Here is a 23,181-nt window from a genome sequence, read left to right as displayed (position 1 = left end):
AGTCAGTTATAGTCAGAGTTGTAGTATAACTTTGACCAGATTCAACTCCGCCAACTTTGAGCCGTACTAAATCAATTACGGCCATGTACGGCACAATAACACAAATCAATGTCACACCTGACCAGCTAACAGAACTGGTTCGGGTAGCCGTTCGCTCGGAGTTAGCGAACTTCACACCACCCGCCCCTGCTGGTTCAGACCTTCCCGAACTGCTCACGCGCCGACAAACGGCTGAACACATCGGGGTTAGCCTGACCACCTTGCACGAATGGGCACAGGATAGCGACGACCGCCCGGCTGTGTTAGTTCCTCTTAAGATTAATGGGCGAGTTCGTTACCGTCGTGCTGACGTGTTAGCCGCGCTCAAAGAATCCCGTCGTTTTAAGAACAAGGCTGGGGAGGGCCGGGCGGCATGAACTATCTACCTATCTCCCATCGCCTGACCTACCGCCTTGACGTTGACCAAGGCAGATACATCGTCAAAGAATGTGAGCCAGGGTTTTGCAAGGTCCCGCGTGAGTTGACAGTTGAGGAACGGCGGTTCAATGACAAGATAGATGCAGAGTTCATCTTACGCGGTCCCGAAACACAGAAGAAAGGAACCGGCAAAGGCACAGGGCGAACGATCAAGTTCTTTACTGGCTTGCAACGTACCGACCATACAGGTGTTTACATTGGCAATGTTATGACGTTCGGACAGGGCGGTAGTAAAGTCCGTAACGGCATACTGGTTCACTTCTCAGCCGACGCCGGGCGTATGGTCCTCCGATACTTCCCGGCTTACTACCCTTTTCCTAAAGACCGGGCCGCCTTTGTGTCGGCTATTGTTGGCCGGGGTTTACTCTAATTCACTTCTCACGTAACGAACCGCCCCTACTAGGCAAGTACCGCACGCTAATCGTGAGGGCGGATTCACTATGATATGTTCGACGGAATCAAAATACAGGATGTTTCGGTAGAGGTTGACTCGCTGCTGAAGAATGACCGCCTAACGTTTGGGGGACTGGTTGATACGCAAACCGGCTTTATTCTCAGTCCGATACGAAGGGCACAGGACCGGGGGTTAAATTTCCAGCTAAAACCACGGCAAACGGGGGCAGGGTATCGGGTTGAGGTAAAGGGTAGTTTGCACAAATTCTACAACAACGGGCTTCACAATGCCGACCAATACACAGTAAACGACCTGCTACTGACGCTCGACAGGCTAGTCACTGACTACGGGTTCAACCTGTTTGAATCGAAAATCAACAATATTGAGTTTGGCGTAAACCTTGAATTACCATTTGCAATTAGCCAGGTATTTACAAACCTCATCTGCTACAAAAACCAGTCATTTGTAGTAGACAGCCACAGCCAAACGCCATATTACGCCTGTCACCGGCAACGCTACACGGTTAAGGTTTATGATAAGGGCAAACAAAATGGGTTAAACTGTAACCTGCTACGATTTGAGATCCGAGTTAGAAAGATGAGGTACTTTGACAGTACGGGCGTTCAGTTACGTACGTTGGCTGACTTACTAAATGTAGACAATTTTAGGCCGTTGGGGGCCTTGCTAGTCGGTACGTTTAACAACATCCTGTTTGATGATCCGGCAATAAACTCAAAGACGTTGACGGTTAAAGAACGGGTATTTTATCAGCAATGCCGTAACCCGCGTTACTGGCACACACCCGACGATTTAACCCCAAAACAGGCTGCAGCCCACCGCCAACGCCTGAGCCGCAATAAAGACCGTTTTCGGGCATTACTCAATCAACACGGTAGCAACTGGCAGAAAGACGTTTCAACGCTCATTGATCAAACGTGGACTCAACTAACGGCCGTGAATGACAACTTGCTGACACGATTTTGTAACTGCAAAACTGCATGGCAAAACGGGTTAAGAACTGACATTTGCGACACCATTGTAGACAGCAAAAACAGTGAAGAAACAGCGAGAAACCAAGAGGAAACGTGTCACAAATTAACCGACATCCCGAACAACGATATGTCACGAATTAACCCTTTATATTCCGAGGTACTTTGTGACAAGGGAAAACCGGACGAATACACAATGGGGGACGTTGTCTGTCCGGTTACGGGCGTGACGATCAACCAGCCGCAACCGCAACAACGGTTTGTGTCGGCGGCTATGCTTCGCAATAATGACGACCTGATGCTGACGCTCGAACGCCAACACCGGCAGTATGCCAAAGGCTCAAAAGAAGATCCTTACAGCCGGGCGGCTCACAACGTCAGAAATAAAGACAGTAACCGGCGCAATAACTTACGGCGCGACATCAATAAGATATACCGCAACCCTACCTTATTTGATGTAACCGACATGTTACGGCTGAATACTGACCAGTGGGTAATGCTTAACTACTGGCATGGGACGCCTTACGAAGTGCGTTAGTAAAACTGTAAGTTCTACGGGAGATTCACATTTTTGCGCGTTCTAGAGCCAATATTAAGCAAAGGCAGTACGTTGCTTATATGCGTTCAATTGCTCCAGAGCCACCGTAACATGACGTTCTTTAACGAGCCGTTTTTTCCGATCAGACCAATTTTGTAGCCGCTTAAATACATCTTCGGTCGGTAGAGGTCCTTCTCTGTCAGTAATGAAGTCAACAGACGCCAATACTTCTAAAGATAGTGCCGATTGAAAACCCGAAATCAACACAAGTAAATCATCTAACCGCTGACGTTGTTCTGACTTGAGATTGCTCTCAACAAAAGTCCGAACTTCATCATACTTGTCATAGCGTAAATGAAGCGGTTCAAATGCCTTTGCTTCTTTTTGCTCCATTCCAGTCATGTAGGAACCGTTTAATTTATATAATACATGTCCTACTTCGGTTGCGTAAGGTCCGTAGTGATGAGCAACAAAGTTGAGCCGTAGGTTTTCCCCAAGTCGTTGAAGAAAATATGCTAATTTATTTGCAACAAATAAACTAGCGTGTTCTCCCATTTTCTCATAGGAGAATAGGGCATACAGTAACATCGCTCTAGCAGGCGTCAAATGGGTGTGTTTCTTGACTTGCTGTTGTTGCAAGACTTGTTTTACCGCTTCATTCGGCTCATAAATGTACACATCAGATGAGACCCCGTTAAGGTAACTCTCCATCATAGGACGTACTTTCTCCCATTTGAGTCCACCATTACCACACCCTAAGGGAGGGATAGCAATACTTGTTATGCGTTCCTCATCAATAACACGAACTAACTCTTTTAAACCAGATTCAATGTATGCGTAACTCGACTTGTGTTTCCAGTCTGTTTTTGTCGGGAAATTGATTATTATTCGTTCTCCGTCGAGCGTTGGCTCGTGAACAACTAATAGTGTGCCTGGCTGAAGTTTATGGTTGTCGCAAGACTTCTTGTAGAGCTTGAAATTGAGTGGAAAGTGCTCTCTGAACTGTAACGCAATTCCCTTACCCATGACGCCTACTGTGTTAACAGTATTGACGAGCGCCTGTGCATTAGAACTCAATAAGTCGCCTGTCAGAAAGTGGATCATTAGTAATAAAAGTTATTTTTAGGATTGATGTACACCGGAATCTTAAGCCCTACCTGACGTAATAATTGATTCACAAAGTTAGCCTTTTCTTGGTTAAATACAACAATTGCACCGATTAATTCAGAATTAACTTTGTTATGTACAAGAAATTCGGCCTGTTTGCGTCGCTGGCGGTCTGGATTATCATCTATGTTTTTCCAGTATCTTTCTTTGACAATAGACCAGTCAACCTGCTCCAAATCATCAAGCGATTGATAGAAACCGGTCAGTTTATCTGTAGCATGACCATCAGTAAACACAAAGGGTAGATTAGCCTCAACTATACTCTCCACTTTACAGCATAAGTAGATAATTTCCTCTTGTGGTCGTTGTGGAACTCTAAAACCTGTTTTGATACTCAACAACATAGGTGACAAAGGCCCAAAGTAAAACGGTACATAGTCACCCAAATTACCGCAATCCGGTAAACCAACAGGCCATTTATCTCTGAATTCAGTTAGTTCACTATCGCCAATGAACACATAGTTTGTGGTCGTCGTTACTGCTCGACGTGACAACATTCCTTCTCTCAGAATGTTCAATAGGTTTTGCTCGTGTACAATACGATGAATCCAAACAGGTGATGGTACAGGCATTGAAATCTACTGTATACTTTTAGAAACAAATCAAAATGAACACAATCATACGTAATAAACACTTAAATAATCACATCAGCCCTGGACCTGTTTTATAGCTCATATAGAAACTCGTTTGAAAAGTAGGCGGTATGATGAGCTTCTACAGTTTGCCATGCCCAGGTAATTTCAGATGCACCAATTCATAAACTATAGCGCCTTCGCTTAACTCTGCTTCTAGTGTCAGTAATCCGCTATTAAATGTTAGCTAGCTCTTCGTGTAACGGAACGCTTACTTATGCCGTTTCACCCTGACGCCTATACGCAGTTAATAATATACAGTTGTTGTAATGACCTTTCCGCTGCTCATATCGCGTAGGCTCCTTCAGGCGTTTGGCGCACTAGAGCTAGCGCGGCCAAAGTATCTAATAGCGGTTGAACCTTCTCCGGTTTGGTACGCTGGAACAGAGCAGCTACCTGTTTTGCGTTTAGTGGAACGCCAGCCTGTTGAACGGCATCCCGAACAGCCTGCATTTGTTGAGCCAATTCTCTCGGCCATTCTTGTTTATTAGCTTCAGTAACGGGAGTATTTAATACTAAGACTGCTTTAGCTGGTAAGTCGATACCTAACTGCTGTTGACCGGGGGCCTGATACGACGGGCGTAAATAGCGAATATGCCCTGCGGTTTCCTCAGCGGCTCGTTCGTGGTTCAGCCGAACAAGGCGGGTTAAAATTTCGCTATCTGGTAAATCGTAAGGCCAACCGTATGCGTCTGCAACGGCCGCGTCAATCTGTTGGTGCAAACTGAGCACCACCGACGCTAACCCCATTTGATTAATCGTTTGCTCTTTGGCTGTTAAGGCTTCACCCGCCCGTAACTTTTCGACCACGTTGTATAGGTCGGTTAGTGTGAGCGTGGGGTGGGTAGCCTGTTGGCGTTTGCGGTGTGCGTCTAGCTGTTCAGCCAGTTCACGAATACGGGCCTGCTGTTGCGGTGTAGCATCGGGAAAGGGAAATGGGTCAAAACAACGTAGTTTCCTATATCGTGGGGTATTGCCTCCTAAATCCGCACCAGTTGCTAAAGCCCAAATAATATGGATTTGACTTGATAATATCCCTAAGTGGTATCCATCATCTAGTGCAATAACTATTATTGCATCTTCAGCTAAAATATCAGTGTTTAAGAATTGAAAAATTCTATGTTTAGCTGTTACCACTGTAGCAATGTAGCGGTTTAAATCTTTGATCGAAATACGAAGTTCGTCTCGTGTACGACCATGTAACCACCAGTTTTTTTTAACATTTGGTTCTTTGTTTACTTCCCGTTCAGGCTTAACTCGTTCTAAAATATGTTGATAGGGAACAGGATACAGTAAGAGCGCTTCTTTTTCGGATAGTCCGAAAAAATCTATTACTCTTAAGCTTCTATTGTCACTAGTAAAATCTTTCCCATTCATGTACTTTTTGATTACAAGTGCACTCGATGGCTCCAAGGCCATAATGCGCTCAAATTCTTTATCATTAAGTAAAAAACCGGCTCCGTACAATTGAATCCCTTTATTACTTAGGTCTGCATTACTTTTCAAAGGTATTGCACTATCTAAATCTGCACCAATTGTCAAATTAGCCTGAATTTGTCCTTGCTGATCAGAAAATGTTACCTCAGCAGCATCTTCTCCTATAGGGATTGTTTCGGTTCTAACGCTCAGTAACTGACCAATAGTGACTATTGATTGAAATGAAAAGGGTTCAACCACAGTCATTGCAATACGTACAGCCGCCCCATCGGAACTCTCAACCCAAGGGTGATCGGGGATAGCGAATTTGATCGCCAAAGTCGGAGAATCGCCCTCTAAAAAAGGCTGCATCACGCGTCGATTTAAAGTTTGTTTTATACTGTTCGTGGTGATCAAACCAAACCGTTCAGTACTGTTATTATTCACCGCGTTTGCGGCATTATACCACCAATACATTACCAAATCGGCCGAATCTGGTACTTTACCAACATACGCCTTACGTAAGGCTTGAGTATATCCTTCACCTAGAGAATCACGCATTCTGTTTGTTCCCATAAAAGGTGGGTTACCTACAATAAAATCTGCTTCAGGCCATTGTGCGGGTTGAGGGTTTGGATAATCGTAAACGACAGTACGGGCAGTTTCGTCAGGTATGAGTTGACCAGTTGCCGGGTGTAGTTTAGTCGTTACTCCATCCCAACGCGTTATAGGTTGACCGCTGACATCTAAACGAGGTACGGGTGGGCCGTGCTGTAATACGGCGTCCTGTTGGCGTATATTCTCGTATTCGTCTAATAATGGTTCAGGTAATTCACTAACGCCGTGGGTCCGTAGATGCCATTGCAAATAACCAATTTTTAGCACCACATCAGCAATAGCAGCCGCGCGGGGGTTCAATTCAAGACCCAATAGTTGCCGGGGGGAAATGGTTGTACCTCCGCTCAGGTTGAGAAGGGCGGTTTGTCCATATGAGTTAATAGCCGCTAATACTTCACCCTCTAACCGTTTTAAGTGTTCTAAAGTCACATAGAGGAAATTCCCTGAACCACATGCCGGGTCGAGAATTTTAATTGTAGTCAGTCGACGTAAAAATCGTTCCAGTTCGGCACGGGCGTTTTTGTCTTTGCCCTCGTTTAATATTTGTGCGGCGGCAGCTTGAGCAGCAGCCCACTCCCGGCGCAAGGGTTCCAGCACCGTAGGCAGTACCAACCGCTCAACATACCGGCGTGGGGTGTAGTGAGCACCTAAACTGTGCCGTTCGCGGGGGTCTAACGCCCGTTCTAACAGCGTCCCGAAAATAGCGGGTTCTACGGCCGTCCAGTCTGCTTCAGCCGCCTTTAGTAGTAAGGCTATTTGATCGGCCGTTAACGTGAACGCCCTAGCATCGTGAAACAGCTTACCATTAAATTTGCGTAAACGTGCCTTTAGATCGGGCGAAAAACCGCCCGTGTCCATCGTACGCCAAAGGGTTTGTAAGGCATCTGGCAAAAATTCGCGTAGGTTGGGTTGGGCATATTGCCGCAACATTCCGGTAAACGATTCTTTGGGTATCAGGCCCACGTCCTCCGAAAACATGGTAAACAGACAACGCATAAGGAACTGTGCCACTAAATCGGGTGAATGTCCCGCCCGCTCTAATTGTGTGGATAGTTTTGCTAGATATTCAGCCAGTTCACGCGTAACGCGGGCCGCACGTCGGCTAGGGTCAAGTTCTTTAGGGTTAGTAAAGATGAGCCGTAACAAGTCCCGCGTTTCTTCCTCAGCCAGTTTTGACAATGGGAGCCGATAACGCGTTTGATCAGGAAAAGGTACGAACTGATCACCTACCCCCGCAAAGTTGCTGTAGAGGTCAATACAATAACCAACGTCGGCTACCAGCACAAACAGGGGCCGAGGTTCGTCAGCCGGTAACGCCCGTACATAGCCTAACGCCTGTTGGCGGGCGGTCTGCATCATTTGTACCCATTTAGTCGTTCCCCGTATGGCATGACCTTTCCGGCGTTTTTCGGGCGGTAGTCCTAATTCAGCTCGTTCTGCGGTCTTTAGTTGATCGGGTGTTTCGGTTCCCTGTTTAGTTTCCAATACAAAACAGCCGCGTTTGTAGAGGTCGATTCGGCCAATAGTACGTTTGCCGTGGTCGTTAAACTCAACGGCCCGTTCGAGTACGTAGGCATCTTGAATAGGGCTGTCGGTAGTGGGATCAGGGCGGGCAACGCCGATGAGGTCGCAAAGGTCCTGTAGAAAAAGGCTATAATTAGCGCGTTCGGCACCACCGGCCGGTTTCCAACGGGCTTCAAATTCAGGGTAGGTCACAGGTGAATAGAATACGAACAGATGAGTACTTGAATGTAACAAAGGCTATTTAGCCCAAAAAATAACTGCAAGTGAGCTTTTATAAGTATTTCATTTAGTTGTGATTTAGCAGATAGGGAGGGGTATATCAATCCTCTAGTCATAAAGAAATTTACGACCGGTAGACCAGGTTGAAAAAAACGGTGTCAAAATTAAGGGAAGGTTAATGCCTTCATATGGTGAAAATGTATGTATAATTTTACAGTGAAATAGCCAATTTACTATTGCTTAGTTTCTTTACCTTATTCACTTCTCGGATATTCACATCTTATGCGCCATTTTTATTTAGGAGTTGTTGTACTACTTACTTTTTCTCAACCAGTTTTCTCGCAACCTAAGCGGCCAACCGATACTGCATTAAGCAAACCAAAAGCGGTGACTGTTAACCAGCTCAAGAAAGTGGTGACTGTTGCCCAACCTAAGAAAGAAAGTCCAGCTGAAAAAGAAAAGGATACAAGTTGGCTGTTTAGAGAGACAGACAATCTAGCAACACTTATCGGCTATGTTTTAGTGGCAACTGCCACTGTTTTGACGTTCTGTCAATGGCGAGCAGACCAAAAATGGAAACAAAAAGAAGCACTTATGAACCGGGTGACGTCGTTTGATTCCACCCCCGGAGTCTGGAACGCCCTATTAATGTTAGGAACTCCAGACCGACACGTTCCCTTGTGGGACAAGGAAAAACCAGAGGATAAATACGAAAGGGTTACAAGACGAGAGGTGGCAACTGCATTGTTGCCTCATGAGCTTTTAGCAATCACCTTTAGCCCCAAAGAAACGGCAATACGGGATTCATTCGACGACTTTTTAAAGAGACTATGCCATTTAGAAGTTTATCGAGAATCGAACCTACTAAGTGCAGATGAAATTAATTCAGCCATTCATTATTGGGCCATTACGATCCAGAAGTTAATGGCAAGTACGGACCCGAATGATCAGGCATTGATGAGAAATCTTTCCCTATACATTGAATATAAGGGACTAAAAAAAGTAATTACACTTTTTAGCGTTTTCAATATACAATTGGCTGATAAAATGGTAAAATATCGGGCAATTGCTAAGCAGGAGGTTGTCAATAATAAATGGCATAGATTACCATAAGCCTAAGCCTAATAAAATCTGCATCGTCAATGATGTAACTATTTTTCACTGTTCTTAGTAGTCTTTAAAACCCAATTCTAATTTATTCAGATGCGGGATAACTTTGCCGCGAACAAGTTAAAGGATTTGAATTTGTTCGCGGCCCGTATTCGCCCGGCTATGTACCCGCAGCTGTTTACCGATCCCAGCCCATTGGGAGACAGGAATCAATTCCACGGACAATATTGATTGAGCTTGATTGGTTATCTTAAATTGTTATCTCACAAATCAATGTCTTAAATACCAAACCTCGCTTGAGTTTGTGATACAATTAAAAAATAAAAAGGTCGGGGGAACCACCCACCCGACCCGATGAGCCGGGGGAACCACCCGTCCGGCTCTGACCAAACCAAGAATCAATAATTCTCGATTCATCTCAAAAATACAAACCCCTGTTGGCAGTCCGTCCCCCTATTTTTAAATTTGTCTAATCTATTAGATCATTCGTCCCCTTATTCGTCCCCTGCTGATTTTCACGAATAGTAAACCTCTAATAATCAATAAATTAAACTCAAAAGTTCAAGTCCCTTCGGGAGCACATACAAGTTAAAAGCCCTGTCAATCGTTGATTGACAGGGCTTTTTTCTGAGTAGAAATGGAATAGGCTTAGACTGCTAATTAGCCGTATCGTCCTGTCAACTAGGCTTTCCCTCTAGCCTAGGCTTCAACGCCAAGAATCCTCCGCTCAAAATTCGGAATAGAGCAGGCGCAAATTTATCCATGTATATGAATAGTAGTAAGGTAGCTGCCAGAGCCAATATCGGACTGAGCCAGTATATGACTGTGCCCATCAACACCGTTTCCAGGCTCTTATGGAGAAAATAGTTGATCAGCGGGTGATACAAGTACAAAGGAAATGAGTAGCGTCGCCCGTAATATCCCAGTATATTATCCTGAGAGACCACTAACTGAAGCGACAACAAAAACATCCCAATCGATACAAATAGCGTTCCTCCCAAGAAATTAACTCTCGACGAATCCTGTCCCTGGCTTGACAGGAACCAACCTTCTAGGAGTTGTATACCAATACCAAAGACGACTAGTAAACACGCAATTGGCTTCGAAATGCTACCATCGACCCCGTGTTTAGAAATTAAAAAACCGATACATAAGAAGGGAATCGACAAAAGTGACCGGGCGTAAATTGGGTGTGTTGCCATCCCAACCAAGTAATTGTAAGGGGTTAACAGTAAGACAAGGGCGATTGTCACAGCAGCCAGATAAGGCAACAGCTTTACTAGTTTGTAATTCAGGAAGAACCACAGCACTAGGTAACTAACGAGGAGCGACGTTAGGAACCACAAATGAAAATAGGTTCCTGTCAGTAAGGTAAAACGTGTTAACAATGGTCTGAAAGATCCTTCGGTCACCCCAACAAACGCTAGATAAAATAGATTGATGAATAAAGTAACCGACAGTAAGGCTATTATGGTTTTAGTGAACGCAGAAGTAGACCGACGAACATAACTTTTCTCAAAGTAATAGCCACTGACCAGAAAGAAAAATGGAAGAGCCCACCGTCCTACTATTCCCAGTACGACCAGTAACGATAAATGATTGGAATAGACACTATGGCTAATAAAAACTACGCAGGCAGCTAAAAAACGGAAAACATCAACACTTGCATTACGTTGATCCATAGCTTATAAATATGATGTGGCGGTTAAGCACTAACTTTTTAGAGTGATAGCAAAAACGGATTACAGAGTCATGTAAAGAAAATTACATCGACAGATCATGGCTACGTGTTGATAATGAAGTCATCCCGTCCATTGCTATCTGAGTTACATCCACTGCTTTTGCACAGTACTACTGGTAAGCATGTCAACTCATGTACACACTTCATCGCCTAGTATAGTACCTGTTACGATAATGCTAAGTTATTTAACTTTATATTTACTTATCAAATCTTTATCGAAATAAATTTCATTTTCTATATATAATTAATTAATACATCAATCTATAATATTTCTCCTCTTATGAGAATAATACACATTCGTTGGCCCATACACACAATTAGGTAAGTTTTGCCTTATTTAATTACTATTGCAATCAATTATATTCATTAACAGTAGCCGTATTTACCAGCTTGTCAGTCGGAATAATAAGAAGGCCAGAATATTGCTCAACGGAATTAGTTAATAAACCGTCAACCAATTGATCTGTAACTTATCTACAATTCCCCGCTAACCAATAACTGGATACATTAGTGTATTATTAATTCAGCAGTTGAGCTTTCCGACACTATAATTAGTGGCTAGGAATGGCATCAGCCGACTTAAACTACTATGTTTAGCGCTCAGGAATCTTTTCGCCTTATCCATACTCATTTTGTAAATTCCCACCCGCAACAGAACCATTCCTGATTTTGTTTTATTTTTGCTATAAAAGCTCCAATCCCTTCACATGGAAACGCCTACAACCAATCACACATATCCCTGGCTACGCTTTTACCCGAAAGGCGTTCCCCATGACATAAATCCCGATGCCTACCCATCATTGGCAGCGCTGATTGACGAGGGTTGTCAGCGTTTCAGGGACCGTCCCGCCTATGCTTGCATGGGTAAGCAGCTAACGTATGGTGAACTGGACAGTTTATCCAAGCAGTTTGCCTCTTTTCTGCAAAACGACCTGGGCCTGAAAAAAGGAGACCGACTGGCGATTCAAATGCCCAATACACTACAATATCCAGTGGCGATGTTTGGCGCTTTGCGAGCGGGGCTGGCCATAGTTAACACCAATCCGCTCTACACGTCGCGGGAGATGCAGCACCAGTTTAAAGACTCTGGTGCCAAAGCGATTGTTATCCTGTCGAACTTCGCGTCTAATCTGGAAAAGATCCTCGATAAAACGGATATTCAGCATGTCATCGTAACGCAACTCGGTGACTTACTGGGTTTTCCAAAAAAACAGATCGTTAATGCCGTTGTCAAATACGTCAAGAAACTGGTTCCTTCGTATAGCCTACCCAATGCGATTTCGTTCAACGATGCGCTAAGTAGGGGAAGCCGTCAGCCCTTCCAGCCCGTAGCTATTAAAAACACCGATCTTGCCTTCGTTCAATACACGGGCGGAACAACCGGTGTGTCGAAAGGAGCCATGCTCACCCAACGGAACATGATCGCCAATGTGGAAGGGCAGGATGTCTGGATGAAACCAGCAGGTATACCCGAAGGCGAAGGTGTTTTTGTGGCCGCTTTGCCCCTGTATCACGTTTATGCCCTGACAACCAATGCCTTGTCAGCCCTGAGGAGTGGCTGCATGAACCTACTGATTACCAACCCGCGTGATCTCAACGCCTTTATAGACGATCTGAAGAAGTATAAGATCTCCGCCTTTACCGGTGTAAACACACTTTATAACGGCCTGCTGAACCACCCACGAATTGGCGAAGTAGATTTCAGCAATTTGCGCGTAACCTCTGCCGGTGGCATGGCTCTACAGACATCGGTGGCAGAACGATGGAAAAAACTCACCGGTAACACACCCTGCGAAGGCTACGGACTGACCGAGACCTCACCCGTTTTGTCATCTAATCCGGTCGATGGGTCTGTTCGGGTAGGTACGATTGGCGTTCCCTGGCCCAGTACCGCCTTGAAAATTATTCATGATGATGGTACGGATGCCCCTTTGGGTGAGCCGGGTGAAATTGTCGCGCGCGGTCCGCAGGTGTTTTCAGGTTACTTCAACCGGCCTGACGAAACAGCTCAGGTAATGCTGGGCGACTGGTTCAAAACCGGCGATATTGGGATGATGGATAAAGACGGCTTTTTCAAGATTGTTGATCGTAAGAAAGACATGATTCTCGTGTCGGGCTTCAACGTTTACCCGAATGAAATCGAAGATGTCGTTTCACAATGCCCTGGTGTACTGGAAGTTGCCTGCATTGGGGTTCCCGATCAGAAATCGACCGAAATCGTTAAGATTTTTGTGGTGAAAAAAGATCCGGAACTGACGGTTGACTCGATAAAATCGTACTGCCGCGAAAATCTGACCCCCTACAAAATCCCTAAACAGATTGAGTTCCGATCCGAACTTCCAAAATCGAATGTTGGCAAGATTCTTCGCCGTCCGCTGCGAGATGAAGAACTAGCCAAGCAAAAAAAATAATCATCTTCCGAATAAGTGATCTCCGAATCAAGAAAGGGCTCACTAATTAATGAGCCCTTTCTTGATTCGGAGATCACTTATTCGGAAACTAGGCCACCAGAACGGCTTTCGCTGGCGACTGCACGTCCAGTAATTGCACTTCTTCCTGAAACCCTTTCACCTGTTTGATAAAACGGCTTGCTTTACGGCGTGATACCTCAACGCGGTGACCATTGACCAGACACGCACTCAGCTGAGGGCGTCCCGGTTGAAGCAAGTCGGGGTAGATACCTTCCAGATACAGGAGGTTGATGATATTTTTCTTGTGAGGGCGCACGAAAACTTTCGACGATAGCCGACCTTCCATTTTCTTGAGCGTCAGCGAAACCATGAGTTGCGTCCCGTCCGAGAAATGAAACAGCGTGTAGTTTCCTTCGCCTTCCAACCGGACAATTTGGTGCATCGGCATTTTTTTGCGGTATCCCCAGAATGGTAGGGTGAGGTCGGGCATTTCGAATTGCAGGGCAATTTGCTCGACATAGGCGCTGGATAGCGGCTTTGGGATTAAAGCTACTTTCATGATTAATTATTTGGGTGTGAATAAGGATACAGCGAACCCGCTGATGTAGCCTAAGCTACGTACAACGAAGTAAGCTTAAGCAAGTTTACAAAATTTTCAGTATCAACCTATTACGGGCAATTATTTTTTTGAATCAGCGAAATTATCCGGATTATCTAGTGCGTAGAACTCATCCGGTTGTAACAGGAAAAATAAAATTGCGAACTTATTGAGTCGATTTGACCTTAAATCGTCAAGAGTACTTTACAGATTTATTGGCATGGCAACCCTGCTTGATTTGGTCGGCAATACGCCGTTGGTAGAATTGAATCGCCTGAACCCAAACCCGAACGTTCGATTATATGGCAAGCTTGAGGGCAACAATCCCGGCGGCAGTGTAAAAGACAGAGCTGCGGTCAGCATGATTCAGGGCGCTTTGTCGCGGGGCGAGTTGAAACCCGGCATGAAGCTTATCGAAGCCACCAGTGGCAATACCGGCATTGCCCTGGCCATGATTGCCCGACTCTATGACATCGAGATTGAGTTGGTCATGCCCGAAAATTCAACTCGTGAGCGCGTATTGACGATGGAGGCATTCGGTGCCAAGGTAATTTTGACCGAAACCATTGAAGGCGCGCGCGACTACGCGGAAGAACAGGTCAAGAAAGGTGGCTATCTGTTGCTCAACCAGTTTGCGAACGCCGATAATTATTTAGCGCATTATCGCACGACCGGGCCGGAAATATGGCGCGATACCGATGGACAAGTCACCCATTTTGTCTCGTCGATGGGAACAACAGGTACGATAATGGGCACATCCCGCTACCTGAAAGAGCAGAATCCAGCCATCCAGATCGTCGGATGCCAGCCAACCGATGGTTCGTCGATACCGGGCATCCGGAAATGGCCTGTAGCGTATTTGCCCAGGATCTTTGAACCACAGCGGGTCGATCGCGTTATCGACGTGTCGGCCGACGATGCCACGCTCTTAACCCGAAAGCTGGCAAACGTAGAAGGTGTATTTGCGGGCATGAGCAGTGGTGGTGCAGTATGGGCGGCTTTGAAACTGGCGCAGGAGCTTGAGTCGGGCGTTATTGTCTGTATCATCTGTGATCGGGGTGATCGCTATCTCTCCTCTGACTTATTCGGCTAAACTTAGCGGGTCCTAGTGGCCTTATAGCGTTGAGACAGTACCTTTGCGCTCATGTATAAGCGCATTATTCTGCCCTTGCTGTTTCGTTTTGATGCTGAACTGATTCATCATAACGTAACGACGCTGCTTAAGTTTGCGCTGGCTATCCCCGGAGTGTCAGCTATTTGCCGCAAATTCTACGTTCTTAGTGATCGGCGCCTGGAGCGCACCGTTTTTGGCCTCACGTTTCCCAATCCGGTTGGGATGGCCGCTGGTTTCGACAAAAATGCCGATCTCGTCAGCGAATTGAGTGATTTAGGGTTTGGTTTCGTCGAGATTGGTACCGTCACTCCCCGCCCCCAACCGGGTAATCCAAAACCCCGTTTGTTTCGGTTAAAAGCGGATGGCGGTCTGATCAACCGAATGGGATTCAACAACAAAGGAGCCGGACCAGCCGGTGGCCGACTCCGCCATTTTGCCCAGAACCGGGGTGGACGAAATGTGATCATTGGTGGCAATATTGGTAAGAATAAAGACACGCCGAACGAGAGCGCCCTCACTGACTATCTGATTAGCTTCCGGGAATTGTTCGATGCCGTCGATTACTTCGTTGTGAACGTTAGCTCGCCCAACACACCAGGTCTGCGTGACCTTCAGGAGCGGGAACCCCTGACCCGCCTATTAACAGCCCTACAGACCGAAAATCGCCAGCGACCCGCGCCAAAACCGATTCTGCTGAAAATAGCCCCTGACCTGACCAATGGCCAGTTGGATGACATTATTGCCATTGTTGCGGAAACGGGTATCGCCGGCATCATCGCCACCAACACAACGATAAGCCGCGACGGATTACTGACAGACCCGGCCACCGTGTCGCAGATGGGTGCGGGGGGCGTAAGCGGGCGACCCGTACGAGAACGGTCAACTGAAGTCATTCGATACCTGCATCAGCAATCGGGTGGGGCGTTCCCGATCATTGGCGTCGGTGGTATTTTCTCTGCCGAAGATGCGCAGGAAAAGCTGCGCGCCGGTGCAAGCCTGATTCAGGTCTATACAAGTTTCATTTACGAAGGCCCAGGGCTCGCCAAACGGATCAATAAGGCACTACTGAATGAGTTGACTACGTCGCCCCTGGCGTTCCCACGTTAGCCGCAAGACATGGTTTAGGACCGTTCCTACATTTTCCCCTAATTCCGCGAGCAAATACGCAACTTTTCGCCAAAAAATGGGAAATTTACCACTGCCGCTAAGCTTTACTCCAACGAATGGTCCAACCAACAACATCACCCCGTCAAAATACAGTCCGTCAACCCACAGCAGACCGTACCAGGCAGACTGTGCCGCGCCCAGGCCGTGACAACGGCGCAGCGGGAAAGTTGCGGGACAAGGGTCCATCCCTGGATTGGGGAGCTGCGCTCGATCGGTGGTTTAGCGACCAGCGCTCAACGCTGACCCTGGGTGTTTTGCTCATGCTGGTAGCCGTCGGATTATTTGCCGCCTTCATCTCCTATTTAACAACCGGGCAAGCTGATCAAAGCGTAGTCGGGTCAGCCTTTTCTCAGCCGTTGGCGGAATCGGGTCAGGAAACCCGCAACTGGGCCGGTCTTGTAGGTGCTTTCATTGCCCACGTATTTGTATTTCGGTGGTTCGGCGTTGGTGCGTTGACGCTACCGATCATCATGTTTCTGGCCGGCTACAAACTGGCGCTCCGCCGGGAATTGCTTCCCCTGAGCCGCGCCACGACAGGGTTACTTTTTCTTGCGGTCTGGAGTAGCTTATTACTGGGTTATATCGTGCTCGTGACCGATTCTGCCGAGACGTCCAGTGTCTGGTGCGGGGGAATTGGTTATGAATTTAATGTATCGCTTTACAGTCTGTTTGGTTGGGGGAATCTGGCCTTTATCGCCTTTATCTTCTTTTTCTTCGTCATTTATTTCTTCGACGTTCGGAACATAAAAATTCCATCTCTTTCAATCCCTGACTTTAGCGGAAGCACAGGACCGGGATCGTCCAAACGTCCGGATGCTACCCTGCAATCGTATGAGGAAAGTGAGCTTGAAGACGAAGACGAGGTTCTAGTGGACAAGGCGCCCGCACCCGTATCGAATGAGTTCGTTGCCGATGAGCCCGACGAAGAGCCTGTTGTCGCTACTAAGCCCCCTGAGCCCGAACCCTTCACCGAAAGCACTGCTCCGGAAACACCCGCGCCCGTTCAGGAAGCCATGCCTAAACCAACGGGTGTTACCCTTACCATAAAAAACCGGGAGTCGGTCACCGATGAGGTAGGCGCGGATCAGGGCGAACTTAGCGCGACACCATCACCCACGTTCGAGCCTGATCCGTTTCAGGAAGATGACCTGGTGGCGCTACATGGTCTCTATGATCCAACGCTCGACTTGCCCCAGTACCAGTATCCGGTCAATGAGCTGCTTACCGATTATCAGAACAACCGGAAGGCGCAGGTTTCCGAAGACGAGTTAACAGCTAACAAGGAAAAGATTGAAAGTACGTTGCGCAATTTTGGCATCGAGATCGACTCCATTCAGGCTTCGATCGGGCCAACGGTTACGCTTTATGAGATCGTACCGGCAAAAGGCGTTCGTATTTCCAAGATCAAAAGCCTGGAAGATGACATTGCGCTCAACCTGTCCGCCCTCGGTATCCGGATTATTGCGCCGATGCCGGGCATGGGTACGATAGGGATCGAGGTGCCGAACAAAAACCGCGAAATGGTGTCGATGCGCTCGGTGATCATGAGCGACGTGTTCAGCAGCAGCAAATTCGATCTGCCGATCGTACTGGGCAAGACCATCTCCAATGAGATCTATGTGGCTGACCTGGCCAAAATGCCGCACTTGCTTATGGCGGGCGCTACTGGTCAGGGTAAATCCGTAGGGTTGAATGTTTTGCTGACGTCGCTGATCTACAAGAAACACCCCTCTCAGCTGAAGCTCGTTCTGGTTGATCCCAAAAAAGTGGAATTGACGCTTTTCAACAAGTTGGAGCGCCATTTTCTGGCGAAGCTCCCCGATGCCGAAGAGCCGATCATTACGGATACGAAAAAAGTTGTCAATACCCTTAATTCGCTCTGTATCGAGATGGATAATCGGTACAACTTGCTCAAAGATGCCGGTTGCCGAAACCTGAAAGAATACAATGCCAAATTTGTGAAACGTCGGTTAAATCCGGATAAAGGTCACCGTTTTCTGCCGTATATCGTTCTCATCATCGACGAGTTAGCCGACCTGATGATGACAGCCGGTAAGGAGGTAGAGCAGCCAATTGCCCGACTGGCGCAATTGGCGCGGGCCATTGGCATTCACCTGGTTGTGGCCACGCAACGGCCATCGGTCAACGTGATTACTGGCTTGATCAAAGCCAACTTCCCGGCCCGTCTGTCGTTCAAAGTAACGTCGAAAATCGACTCACGGACGATCCTGGACGCGGGTGGTGCTGAACAGCTGGTCGGTATGGGGGACATGCTGTTATCATCGAACTCTGACATCATCCGCTTGCAGTGTCCCTTTGTCGATACGAACGAAATCGAAGACCTATGTGATTTCGTTGGCAATCAGCGCGGTTACGATGACGCCTATGTGCTGCCCGAGTTTGTTGGGGACGACGGCGGTCAGAGCGACGATAAAGACATAGACCTTGACAATCGTGACCCGATGTTCGACGAAGCCGCCCGATTGATTGTTATTCATCAGCAAGGCAGTACGTCACTCATTCAGCGCAAGCTTAAACTTGGCTACAACCGTGCGGGCCGACTGATTGATCAACTGGAAGCCGCTAAAATTGTCGGCTCCTTCGAGGGCAGTAAGGCTCGGGACGTACTGGTTCAGGATCTGCAAATGCTGGAAGAAATCCTGAAACGCCTGAAGGGTGAGTAACTCAACAAGTCAGCGTGTTAATCGATACAGGTATTAAACTTTCTGCTTCACTTTTTAGTCTAAATAAAAGATGACTGCTTTATAACGAGGCCGTTCTACAACCCGAGATTTACGAGTAAATACACAAAAATGAAAAAAGTAGCATGGATGCTAGGGCTGGCCGTACTGATGTCGTTCCCGACGCTAGCTCAGAAAGATAAGCGGGCGAAAGACATTCTGGACGCGATGAGCAAGCAATATAAATCACTGAAATCGTACCAGGCTGCGTTCACGTATGCAAGTGTTGGCGCGGGGGCAAACGAATCCTACAAAGGCGATCTGAGTGTCAGAGGTTCGAAATTCCGGCTAAAATTAGGCGGACAGGAAGTTTTTTCGGATGGCCAGACGATGTCTACGTACATCAAGGAATCCAACGAGGTTAACGTGCAGGATTACGAGGCCGCAGCAAATGGCGAACTGAATCCGACTCAGATTTATACAATCTACAAACGTGGGTTCGATTATAAGTTTTTGAAAGAACAGAAGATGGGCGGTCGGTCATTGGAAGTTATTGAGTTGACCCCGAATCGTCAGAAGAGCCCGATTTCTACTATTCAGATTTCAGTCGACAAGGCTGACAAATCGGTACGTAACTGGCTGATCATTAACAAAGACGGCAAACGGACGACGTACAATATCACGAAGTTTACACCGAACGCCAACGTACCGGATTCAGCCTTTATTTTCGATAAATCGAAGTACCCCGGCGTTGAAGTTGTTGACCTACGATAGCGTAGTTCAAGTCTACATAGAAAGGGGATGAATGAGCAGACTTACCATAGCCAGCTCATTCATCCCCTTTACGTTATAGAGGATTTTTACACTTTACCCCCATAGGCCAGATCACCGGCATCGCCGAGCCCCGGAACAATGTAGGAGTGCTCATCCAGATGGCTATCGATCGCGCCAAGCCAGAGGTGGCACTGCGGTAACTGCCGCTGTACATGACGCACCCCTTCCGGACTGGCAATCACCGCAGCAATGTGCGTTTGCGCCGGAATTCCGTACCGGAGCATGGCATGGTAAACTTTTTCTAGCGAACGGCCCGTTGCCAGCATTGGATCGCTAAGAATGAGTGTTTTACCACTCAAATCGGGTCCAACAATGTAGTCCATCGTTATCTCGAAATCATCGCTATCACTGGCGCTCACCCCCCTGTACGCTCCCGCGAACGCGTTCTCGGCCTGATCGAAATAATTCGCCAGTCCCTGATGAAACGGTAGCCCTGCCCGTAAAATCGTTGCCAGAACGGGCTGTTGTCTAAGTAGTTGTGTCTCAGCGGTACCCAGTGGTGTTTGCACAGAGGCATTATGATAAGGCAGCGTCTTGGATATTTCGTAAGCCATCAATTCACCAATTCGTTCGAGATTCCGACGGAAGCGCAAGCGATCCTTCTGGATCGAGACATCACGAAGTTCGGCCACAAATTGGTTCGCCAGCGAGGGCTGTTGAGCAAAAACAAACATAGATAAAGGAGACTTTCCCCGTAAATTAGCCGCATGACTGGCGTATATCCAAACCAATTGCCTAATTTGTCGCTCAGATAAGGCAAATCGAGTGGATCAACGGAGTGGATTGAGCTATCTAGTGACTTGTATGCAGCGTTTTTTTTACGTTTTAGTTTTTTTTGTACTATCCTTTCCGGCCTGGTCCCAAAGTCCATTCGTACCACTTAATGCGGACTATTATCACCTGATCGACCGGCTGGAAATTCGGCAGGGCCACTGGGCCGAAGGGTTTCATAGCTCCGTGAAACCATACAACCGGCAGAGTATTGTTCAGCTTACGGACAGCCTACTGGCTAAACCTGGCCGAAATTTTTCTGACAGCGATTATTTCAATTTCAACTACTTACGGGATGATAGCTGGGAATGGGTACGCCAGGCGGCTGACTCCACCAGACGCGATCCGTTCACGAAACATTTGCTTCCCCCACCCGGTCCGGGCGATAGCCAAACACCGTTAGGCGATAAAGTAGGCTTTCTCAGACCGTTTTATCACAAAAAAGCCGATTTCTACAGTGTACAGACGCCCGACTTCGATTTGCACGTAAATCCGGTTTTCTATTTCGGCATTGGTGGTGAGCAGGTTTCCGGACAGGCAGCCAATCCGGATGAATCCCTGCGGAACCCTTTTGTGAATACCCGTGGTCTGGAGATCCGGGGAACAATCGGGAAGAAATTAGGCTTCTACACATTTTTTGCGGACAATCAGGCGCTTTACCCTCAGTACATAAACGATTATGGTCAACTCTATAGATCGCCGGAAGCGGGTGGTGGTTTTGCGCCCGGCGAAGGGTTTACCAAAGTGTTTCGGACTAAAGGAGCTGACTTCATTACGGCCCGAGGCTATTTTACGCTTAACATTCTGAAAATAATCAACTTACAGTTTGGCCATGACCGCAATTTCTTCGGCAATGGGTTTCGGTCGTTACTGCTTTCAGATAATAGCGCTCCTTATCTCTTTCTAAAGCTAACGACCCGGCTCGGCCGAAAAATACAATACACGAACCTGTTCACCGAATTACAAAATACGCAGGACGTTGTGGCTGCCAATACGCTCTTCAAGCAGAAGTTTGCGGCTATGCACCACCTCAGCATCAACATTACGCCCCAGATCAATCTGGGTGTATTCGAAGCTGAAGTGTTCAGCAGAGATCGGTTGGATCTAAACTACCTCAACCCAATAATTTTTTACCGCTTCGTCGAATCTTACAGAGGCAGCGCCGATAATGCGATGATCGGGATCGACTTCAAAGCCAATTTCCTGACTCAGTTCCTGGTTTACAGCCAGTTTCTGCTGGATGAGTTCAGACTGAGCGAAATGCTCTCCGGCAAAGGCAACTGGACCAATAAGTTTGCGCTTCAGGTGGGGGCCAAATACATTGATGCCTTCAACGTACCCAATCTCGATATTCAGGCCGAAATGAATCTGGCCCGCCCTTATACGTATTCCCATTTGACATCACCGGTTGTAACAGCAGGTCAGGCCAACTACGCCCACTATAGTCAGCCACTAGCTCATCCGCTCGGCGCTAACTTTGTTGAAGCACTTGGTATCGTGCGTTATCAGCATAAAAAATGGTCGGGCAACGGTATTTTCGGCATTATGACGTACGGAGCAGACCCATCGCCTGATCGAAATTATGGTGGCAATATTTTGCTCAATTATGATACGCGTGTTCAGGATGACGGCAACTACATTGGGCAGGGTCGTAAAACTGTCACTACGTACGCCGACCTTCGGGCTTCGTATATGATTCGGCACAACATTTTTCTGGAAGGGCGTTTTCTGTACCGGTTCAAGGATAGCGAGTATCGTCCAGACGGCTATACGGATAAACTGGCCAGTTTTGCGCTCCGCTGGAATCTTCCGTATCGCAACTGGGTATTTTGATCAAGCCATTCGCCATCACCTTTTGAGTTTTCGGGTATAGTAGCCAACTTTACCAACTGTTTGCTGTCTAATCAACCGAAGGTGGTAGCAAACCGCTCAAAACTGTCTTTCAATGCTTGATATTATTCGTCACGAACTAGCCGAAGCGCAATCGGTTTTAGATACATTTCTGAGTAACCCGGATCATCTTACAGCCATCGACAAGGCGGCTCGGCTCATGGCCGATTCGTTAAAAAAAGGTCGTAAGATCATCTCCTGCGGTAATGGAGGCTCCCATTGTGATGCCATGCACTTTGCGGAAGAACTTTCCGGACGTTACCGCGATGATCGTCGGTCGCTGGCCGCCATTGCCATATCGGATGTCAGCCATCTTTCCTGTGTGAGTAACGACTACGGCTACGATCACGTCTTTTCACGCTTTGTCGAAGGCCTGGGTAACGAAGGCGATATTCTGCTGGGCCTTAGCACCAGCGGTAACTCAGCCAATATCATTAAGGCTGTCGAAGCCGCTCGGCAGAAGGGTATGGGCGTTATCTTGTTGACAGGAAAAGACGGTGGTAAACTGGCGGGTAAAGCCGACGTTGAGATCAGAGTACCCCACTTCGGTTACGCCGACCGGATTCAGGAAATCCACATTAAAGTAATTCACCTGTTCATCCTGCTGATCGAGAAACAAGTGATTGGCAATCAGACCAATTAATATACAATATACACAATTCAGTATACTTATTTATAACAGTAAGGGGACAATTTTATAACCTATATGGGTCGTTTCCGGCGGGATATTAACGGTTAGCTTACCATTATTGCTGTTTTTTATCAAGCGGTACAAGTTGATTATCTAGTTTTCTAAAACGATACAAATCTCGATTTAAAAACTCTTTTGTGAAAACTTATATTTATTTATGTTTTCACAAAAGAGTTTTTTTATAATAAGCATTTGGGTG

17 protein-coding genes are annotated in these 23,181 nt (G+C 47.0%); 11 read left to right on the top strand and 6 right to left on the bottom strand.

The features are described 5' to 3' along the window. Positions 1 to 83 precede the first annotated feature (83 nt). The 3 genes from GK091_RS17845 (at position 84) to GK091_RS17835 (ending at position 2,398) form a co-directional block, all read left to right on the top strand. Positions 84 to 416, top strand: coding sequence for a helix-turn-helix domain-containing protein (locus GK091_RS17845; RefSeq protein ID WP_164041258.1), 333 nt, complete (start codon positions 84 to 86; stop codon positions 414 to 416). Continuing rightward, positions 413 to 847, top strand: a complete 435-nt coding sequence (locus GK091_RS17840) for a hypothetical protein (protein ID WP_164041257.1) — start codon at positions 413 to 415, stop codon at positions 845 to 847. Before GK091_RS17845 ends, GK091_RS17840 begins: the two co-directional genes overlap by 4 nt. A gap of 75 nt (positions 848 to 922) precedes the next feature. After that, the gene (locus tag GK091_RS17835; protein WP_164041256.1) at positions 923 to 2,398 is read left to right on the top strand and encodes a hypothetical protein; all 1,476 of its coding nucleotides are present in this window, start codon (positions 923 to 925) and stop codon (positions 2,396 to 2,398) included. Positions 2,399 to 2,452: 54 nt separating this feature from the next. Here GK091_RS17835 and darG read toward each other — a convergent pair whose 3' ends face one another. The 3 genes from darG to GK091_RS17820 all read right to left on the bottom strand — a co-directional run bounded on the left by darG (position 2,453) and on the right by GK091_RS17820 (position 7,947). Beyond that, complete coding sequence (gene darG, locus GK091_RS17830) at positions 2,453 to 3,502, bottom strand: type II toxin-antitoxin system antitoxin DNA ADP-ribosyl glycohydrolase DarG (RefSeq protein ID WP_164041255.1); 1,050 nt, start codon at positions 3,500 to 3,502, stop codon at positions 2,453 to 2,455. Further along, positions 3,502 to 4,137, bottom strand: coding sequence for a type II toxin-antitoxin system toxin DNA ADP-ribosyl transferase DarT (gene darT, locus GK091_RS17825; protein ID WP_164041254.1), 636 nt, complete (start codon positions 4,135 to 4,137; stop codon positions 3,502 to 3,504). The genes darG and darT overlap by 1 nt, the downstream gene beginning before the upstream one ends. Positions 4,138 to 4,482: 345 nt before the next feature. Continuing rightward, entirely contained in the window at positions 4,483 to 7,947 is a 3,465-nt protein-coding gene (locus GK091_RS17820; protein WP_164041253.1) for a class I SAM-dependent DNA methyltransferase, read from the bottom strand. 309 nt (positions 7,948 to 8,256) lie between these two features. On the opposite strand from GK091_RS17820, the gene GK091_RS17815 reads away from it, so the two are divergent. Continuing rightward, positions 8,257 to 9,087: a hypothetical protein gene (locus GK091_RS17815; protein ID WP_164041252.1), complete on the top strand. Its 831-nt coding sequence runs from the start codon at positions 8,257 to 8,259 to the stop codon at positions 9,085 to 9,087. Positions 9,088 to 9,761: 674 nt separating this feature from the next. Here the strand turns inward: GK091_RS17815 and GK091_RS30080 are convergent. Then, the gene (locus tag GK091_RS30080) at positions 9,762 to 10,766 is read right to left on the bottom strand and encodes an acyltransferase family protein (protein WP_164041251.1); all 1,005 of its coding nucleotides are present in this window, start codon (positions 10,764 to 10,766) and stop codon (positions 9,762 to 9,764) included. Positions 10,767 to 11,532: 766 nt separating this feature from the next. Between GK091_RS30080 and GK091_RS17805 the strand changes: the two genes are divergently transcribed. Beyond that, on the top strand, positions 11,533 to 13,236 hold the full coding sequence (locus GK091_RS17805; protein ID WP_164041250.1) for an AMP-binding protein: 1,704 nt from the start codon (positions 11,533 to 11,535) through the stop codon (positions 13,234 to 13,236). An 88-nt stretch (positions 13,237 to 13,324) separates the two neighbouring features. On the opposite strand, the gene GK091_RS17800 is transcribed toward GK091_RS17805, so the two are convergent. After that, on the bottom strand, positions 13,325 to 13,795 hold the full coding sequence (locus tag GK091_RS17800) for a LytR/AlgR family response regulator transcription factor (protein ID WP_164041249.1): 471 nt from the start codon (positions 13,793 to 13,795) through the stop codon (positions 13,325 to 13,327). Positions 13,796 to 14,054: 259 nt separating this feature from the next. Here GK091_RS17800 and cysM point away from each other — a divergent pair, with 259 nt between their 5' ends. From cysM to GK091_RS17780, 4 genes are all read left to right on the top strand, one after another. Continuing rightward, on the top strand, positions 14,055 to 14,927 hold the full coding sequence (gene cysM / locus GK091_RS17795) for a cysteine synthase CysM (protein WP_164041248.1): 873 nt from the start codon (positions 14,055 to 14,057) through the stop codon (positions 14,925 to 14,927). 51 nt (positions 14,928 to 14,978) lie between these two features. After that, a complete protein-coding gene (locus GK091_RS17790) occupies positions 14,979 to 16,055 on the top strand; it encodes a quinone-dependent dihydroorotate dehydrogenase (RefSeq protein ID WP_164041247.1) in 1,077 nt (358 codons plus the stop codon). Between the two features lie 116 nt (positions 16,056 to 16,171). After that, positions 16,172 to 18,799: an FtsK/SpoIIIE family DNA translocase gene (locus GK091_RS17785; protein WP_164041246.1), complete on the top strand. Its 2,628-nt coding sequence runs from the start codon at positions 16,172 to 16,174 to the stop codon at positions 18,797 to 18,799. Positions 18,800 to 18,928: 129 nt separating this feature from the next. After that, positions 18,929 to 19,570, top strand: a complete 642-nt coding sequence (locus GK091_RS17780) for a LolA family protein (RefSeq protein WP_164041245.1) — start codon at positions 18,929 to 18,931, stop codon at positions 19,568 to 19,570. An 86-nt stretch (positions 19,571 to 19,656) separates the two neighbouring features. Here GK091_RS17780 and upp read toward each other — a convergent pair whose 3' ends face one another. Then, positions 19,657 to 20,304, bottom strand: a complete 648-nt coding sequence (gene upp, locus GK091_RS17775) for a uracil phosphoribosyltransferase (RefSeq protein ID WP_164041244.1) — start codon at positions 20,302 to 20,304, stop codon at positions 19,657 to 19,659. 130 nt (positions 20,305 to 20,434) lie between these two features. On the opposite strand from upp, the gene GK091_RS17770 reads away from it, so the two are divergent. Both GK091_RS17770 and lpcA read left to right on the top strand, forming a co-directional pair. Next, positions 20,435 to 22,234 carry a hypothetical protein gene (locus GK091_RS17770; protein WP_164041243.1) on the top strand — a complete coding sequence of 600 codons (1,800 nt, stop codon included), beginning with the start codon at positions 20,435 to 20,437 and terminating at the stop codon, positions 22,232 to 22,234. A 112-nt stretch (positions 22,235 to 22,346) separates the two neighbouring features. Then, positions 22,347 to 22,934: a D-sedoheptulose 7-phosphate isomerase gene (gene lpcA, locus GK091_RS17765; RefSeq protein ID WP_164041242.1), complete on the top strand. Its 588-nt coding sequence runs from the start codon at positions 22,347 to 22,349 to the stop codon at positions 22,932 to 22,934. The last annotated feature ends 247 nt before the right edge of the window (positions 22,935 to 23,181 follow it).

This window comes from Spirosoma agri, from assembly GCF_010747415.1.
Lineage (GTDB): Bacteria > Bacteroidota > Bacteroidia > Cytophagales > Spirosomataceae > Spirosoma > Spirosoma agri.
The sequence above is the reverse complement of the archived record's forward strand: the minus strand, read 5'-3'. Positions and strand labels throughout refer to the sequence as shown.

What these genes read in the sequence shown, in the direction of transcription:
- upp (WP_164041244.1), bottom strand. Translation starts at nt 20,304, where the DNA reads ATGTTTGTTTTTGCTCAACAGCCCTCGCTGGCGAACCAATTTGTGGCC.
- GK091_RS30080 (WP_164041251.1), bottom strand. Translation starts at nt 10,766, where the DNA reads ATGGATCAACGTAATGCAAGTGTTGATGTTTTCCGTTTTTTAGCTGCC.
- GK091_RS17845 (WP_164041258.1), top strand. Translation starts at nt 84, where the DNA reads ATGTACGGCACAATAACACAAATCAATGTCACACCTGACCAGCTAACA.
- cysM (WP_164041248.1), top strand. Translation starts at nt 14,055, where the DNA reads ATGGCAACCCTGCTTGATTTGGTCGGCAATACGCCGTTGGTAGAATTG.
- GK091_RS17780 (WP_164041245.1), top strand. Translation starts at nt 18,929, where the DNA reads ATGAAAAAAGTAGCATGGATGCTAGGGCTGGCCGTACTGATGTCGTTC.
- GK091_RS17770 (WP_164041243.1), top strand. Translation starts at nt 20,435, where the DNA reads ATGCAGCGTTTTTTTTACGTTTTAGTTTTTTTTGTACTATCCTTTCCG.
- lpcA (WP_164041242.1), top strand. Translation starts at nt 22,347, where the DNA reads ATGCTTGATATTATTCGTCACGAACTAGCCGAAGCGCAATCGGTTTTA.
- darT (WP_164041254.1), bottom strand. Translation starts at nt 4,137, where the DNA reads ATGCCTGTACCATCACCTGTTTGGATTCATCGTATTGTACACGAGCAA.
- GK091_RS17840 (WP_164041257.1), top strand. Translation starts at nt 413, where the DNA reads ATGAACTATCTACCTATCTCCCATCGCCTGACCTACCGCCTTGACGTT.
- GK091_RS17805 (WP_164041250.1), top strand. Translation starts at nt 11,533, where the DNA reads ATGGAAACGCCTACAACCAATCACACATATCCCTGGCTACGCTTTTAC.
- darG (WP_164041255.1), bottom strand. Translation starts at nt 3,502, where the DNA reads ATGATCCACTTTCTGACAGGCGACTTATTGAGTTCTAATGCACAGGCG.
- GK091_RS17785 (WP_164041246.1), top strand. Translation starts at nt 16,172, where the DNA reads ATGGTCCAACCAACAACATCACCCCGTCAAAATACAGTCCGTCAACCC.
- GK091_RS17835 (WP_164041256.1), top strand. Translation starts at nt 923, where the DNA reads ATGTTCGACGGAATCAAAATACAGGATGTTTCGGTAGAGGTTGACTCG.
- GK091_RS17815 (WP_164041252.1), top strand. Translation starts at nt 8,257, where the DNA reads ATGCGCCATTTTTATTTAGGAGTTGTTGTACTACTTACTTTTTCTCAA.
- GK091_RS17800 (WP_164041249.1), bottom strand. Translation starts at nt 13,795, where the DNA reads ATGAAAGTAGCTTTAATCCCAAAGCCGCTATCCAGCGCCTATGTCGAG.
- GK091_RS17790 (WP_164041247.1), top strand. Translation starts at nt 14,979, where the DNA reads ATGTATAAGCGCATTATTCTGCCCTTGCTGTTTCGTTTTGATGCTGAA.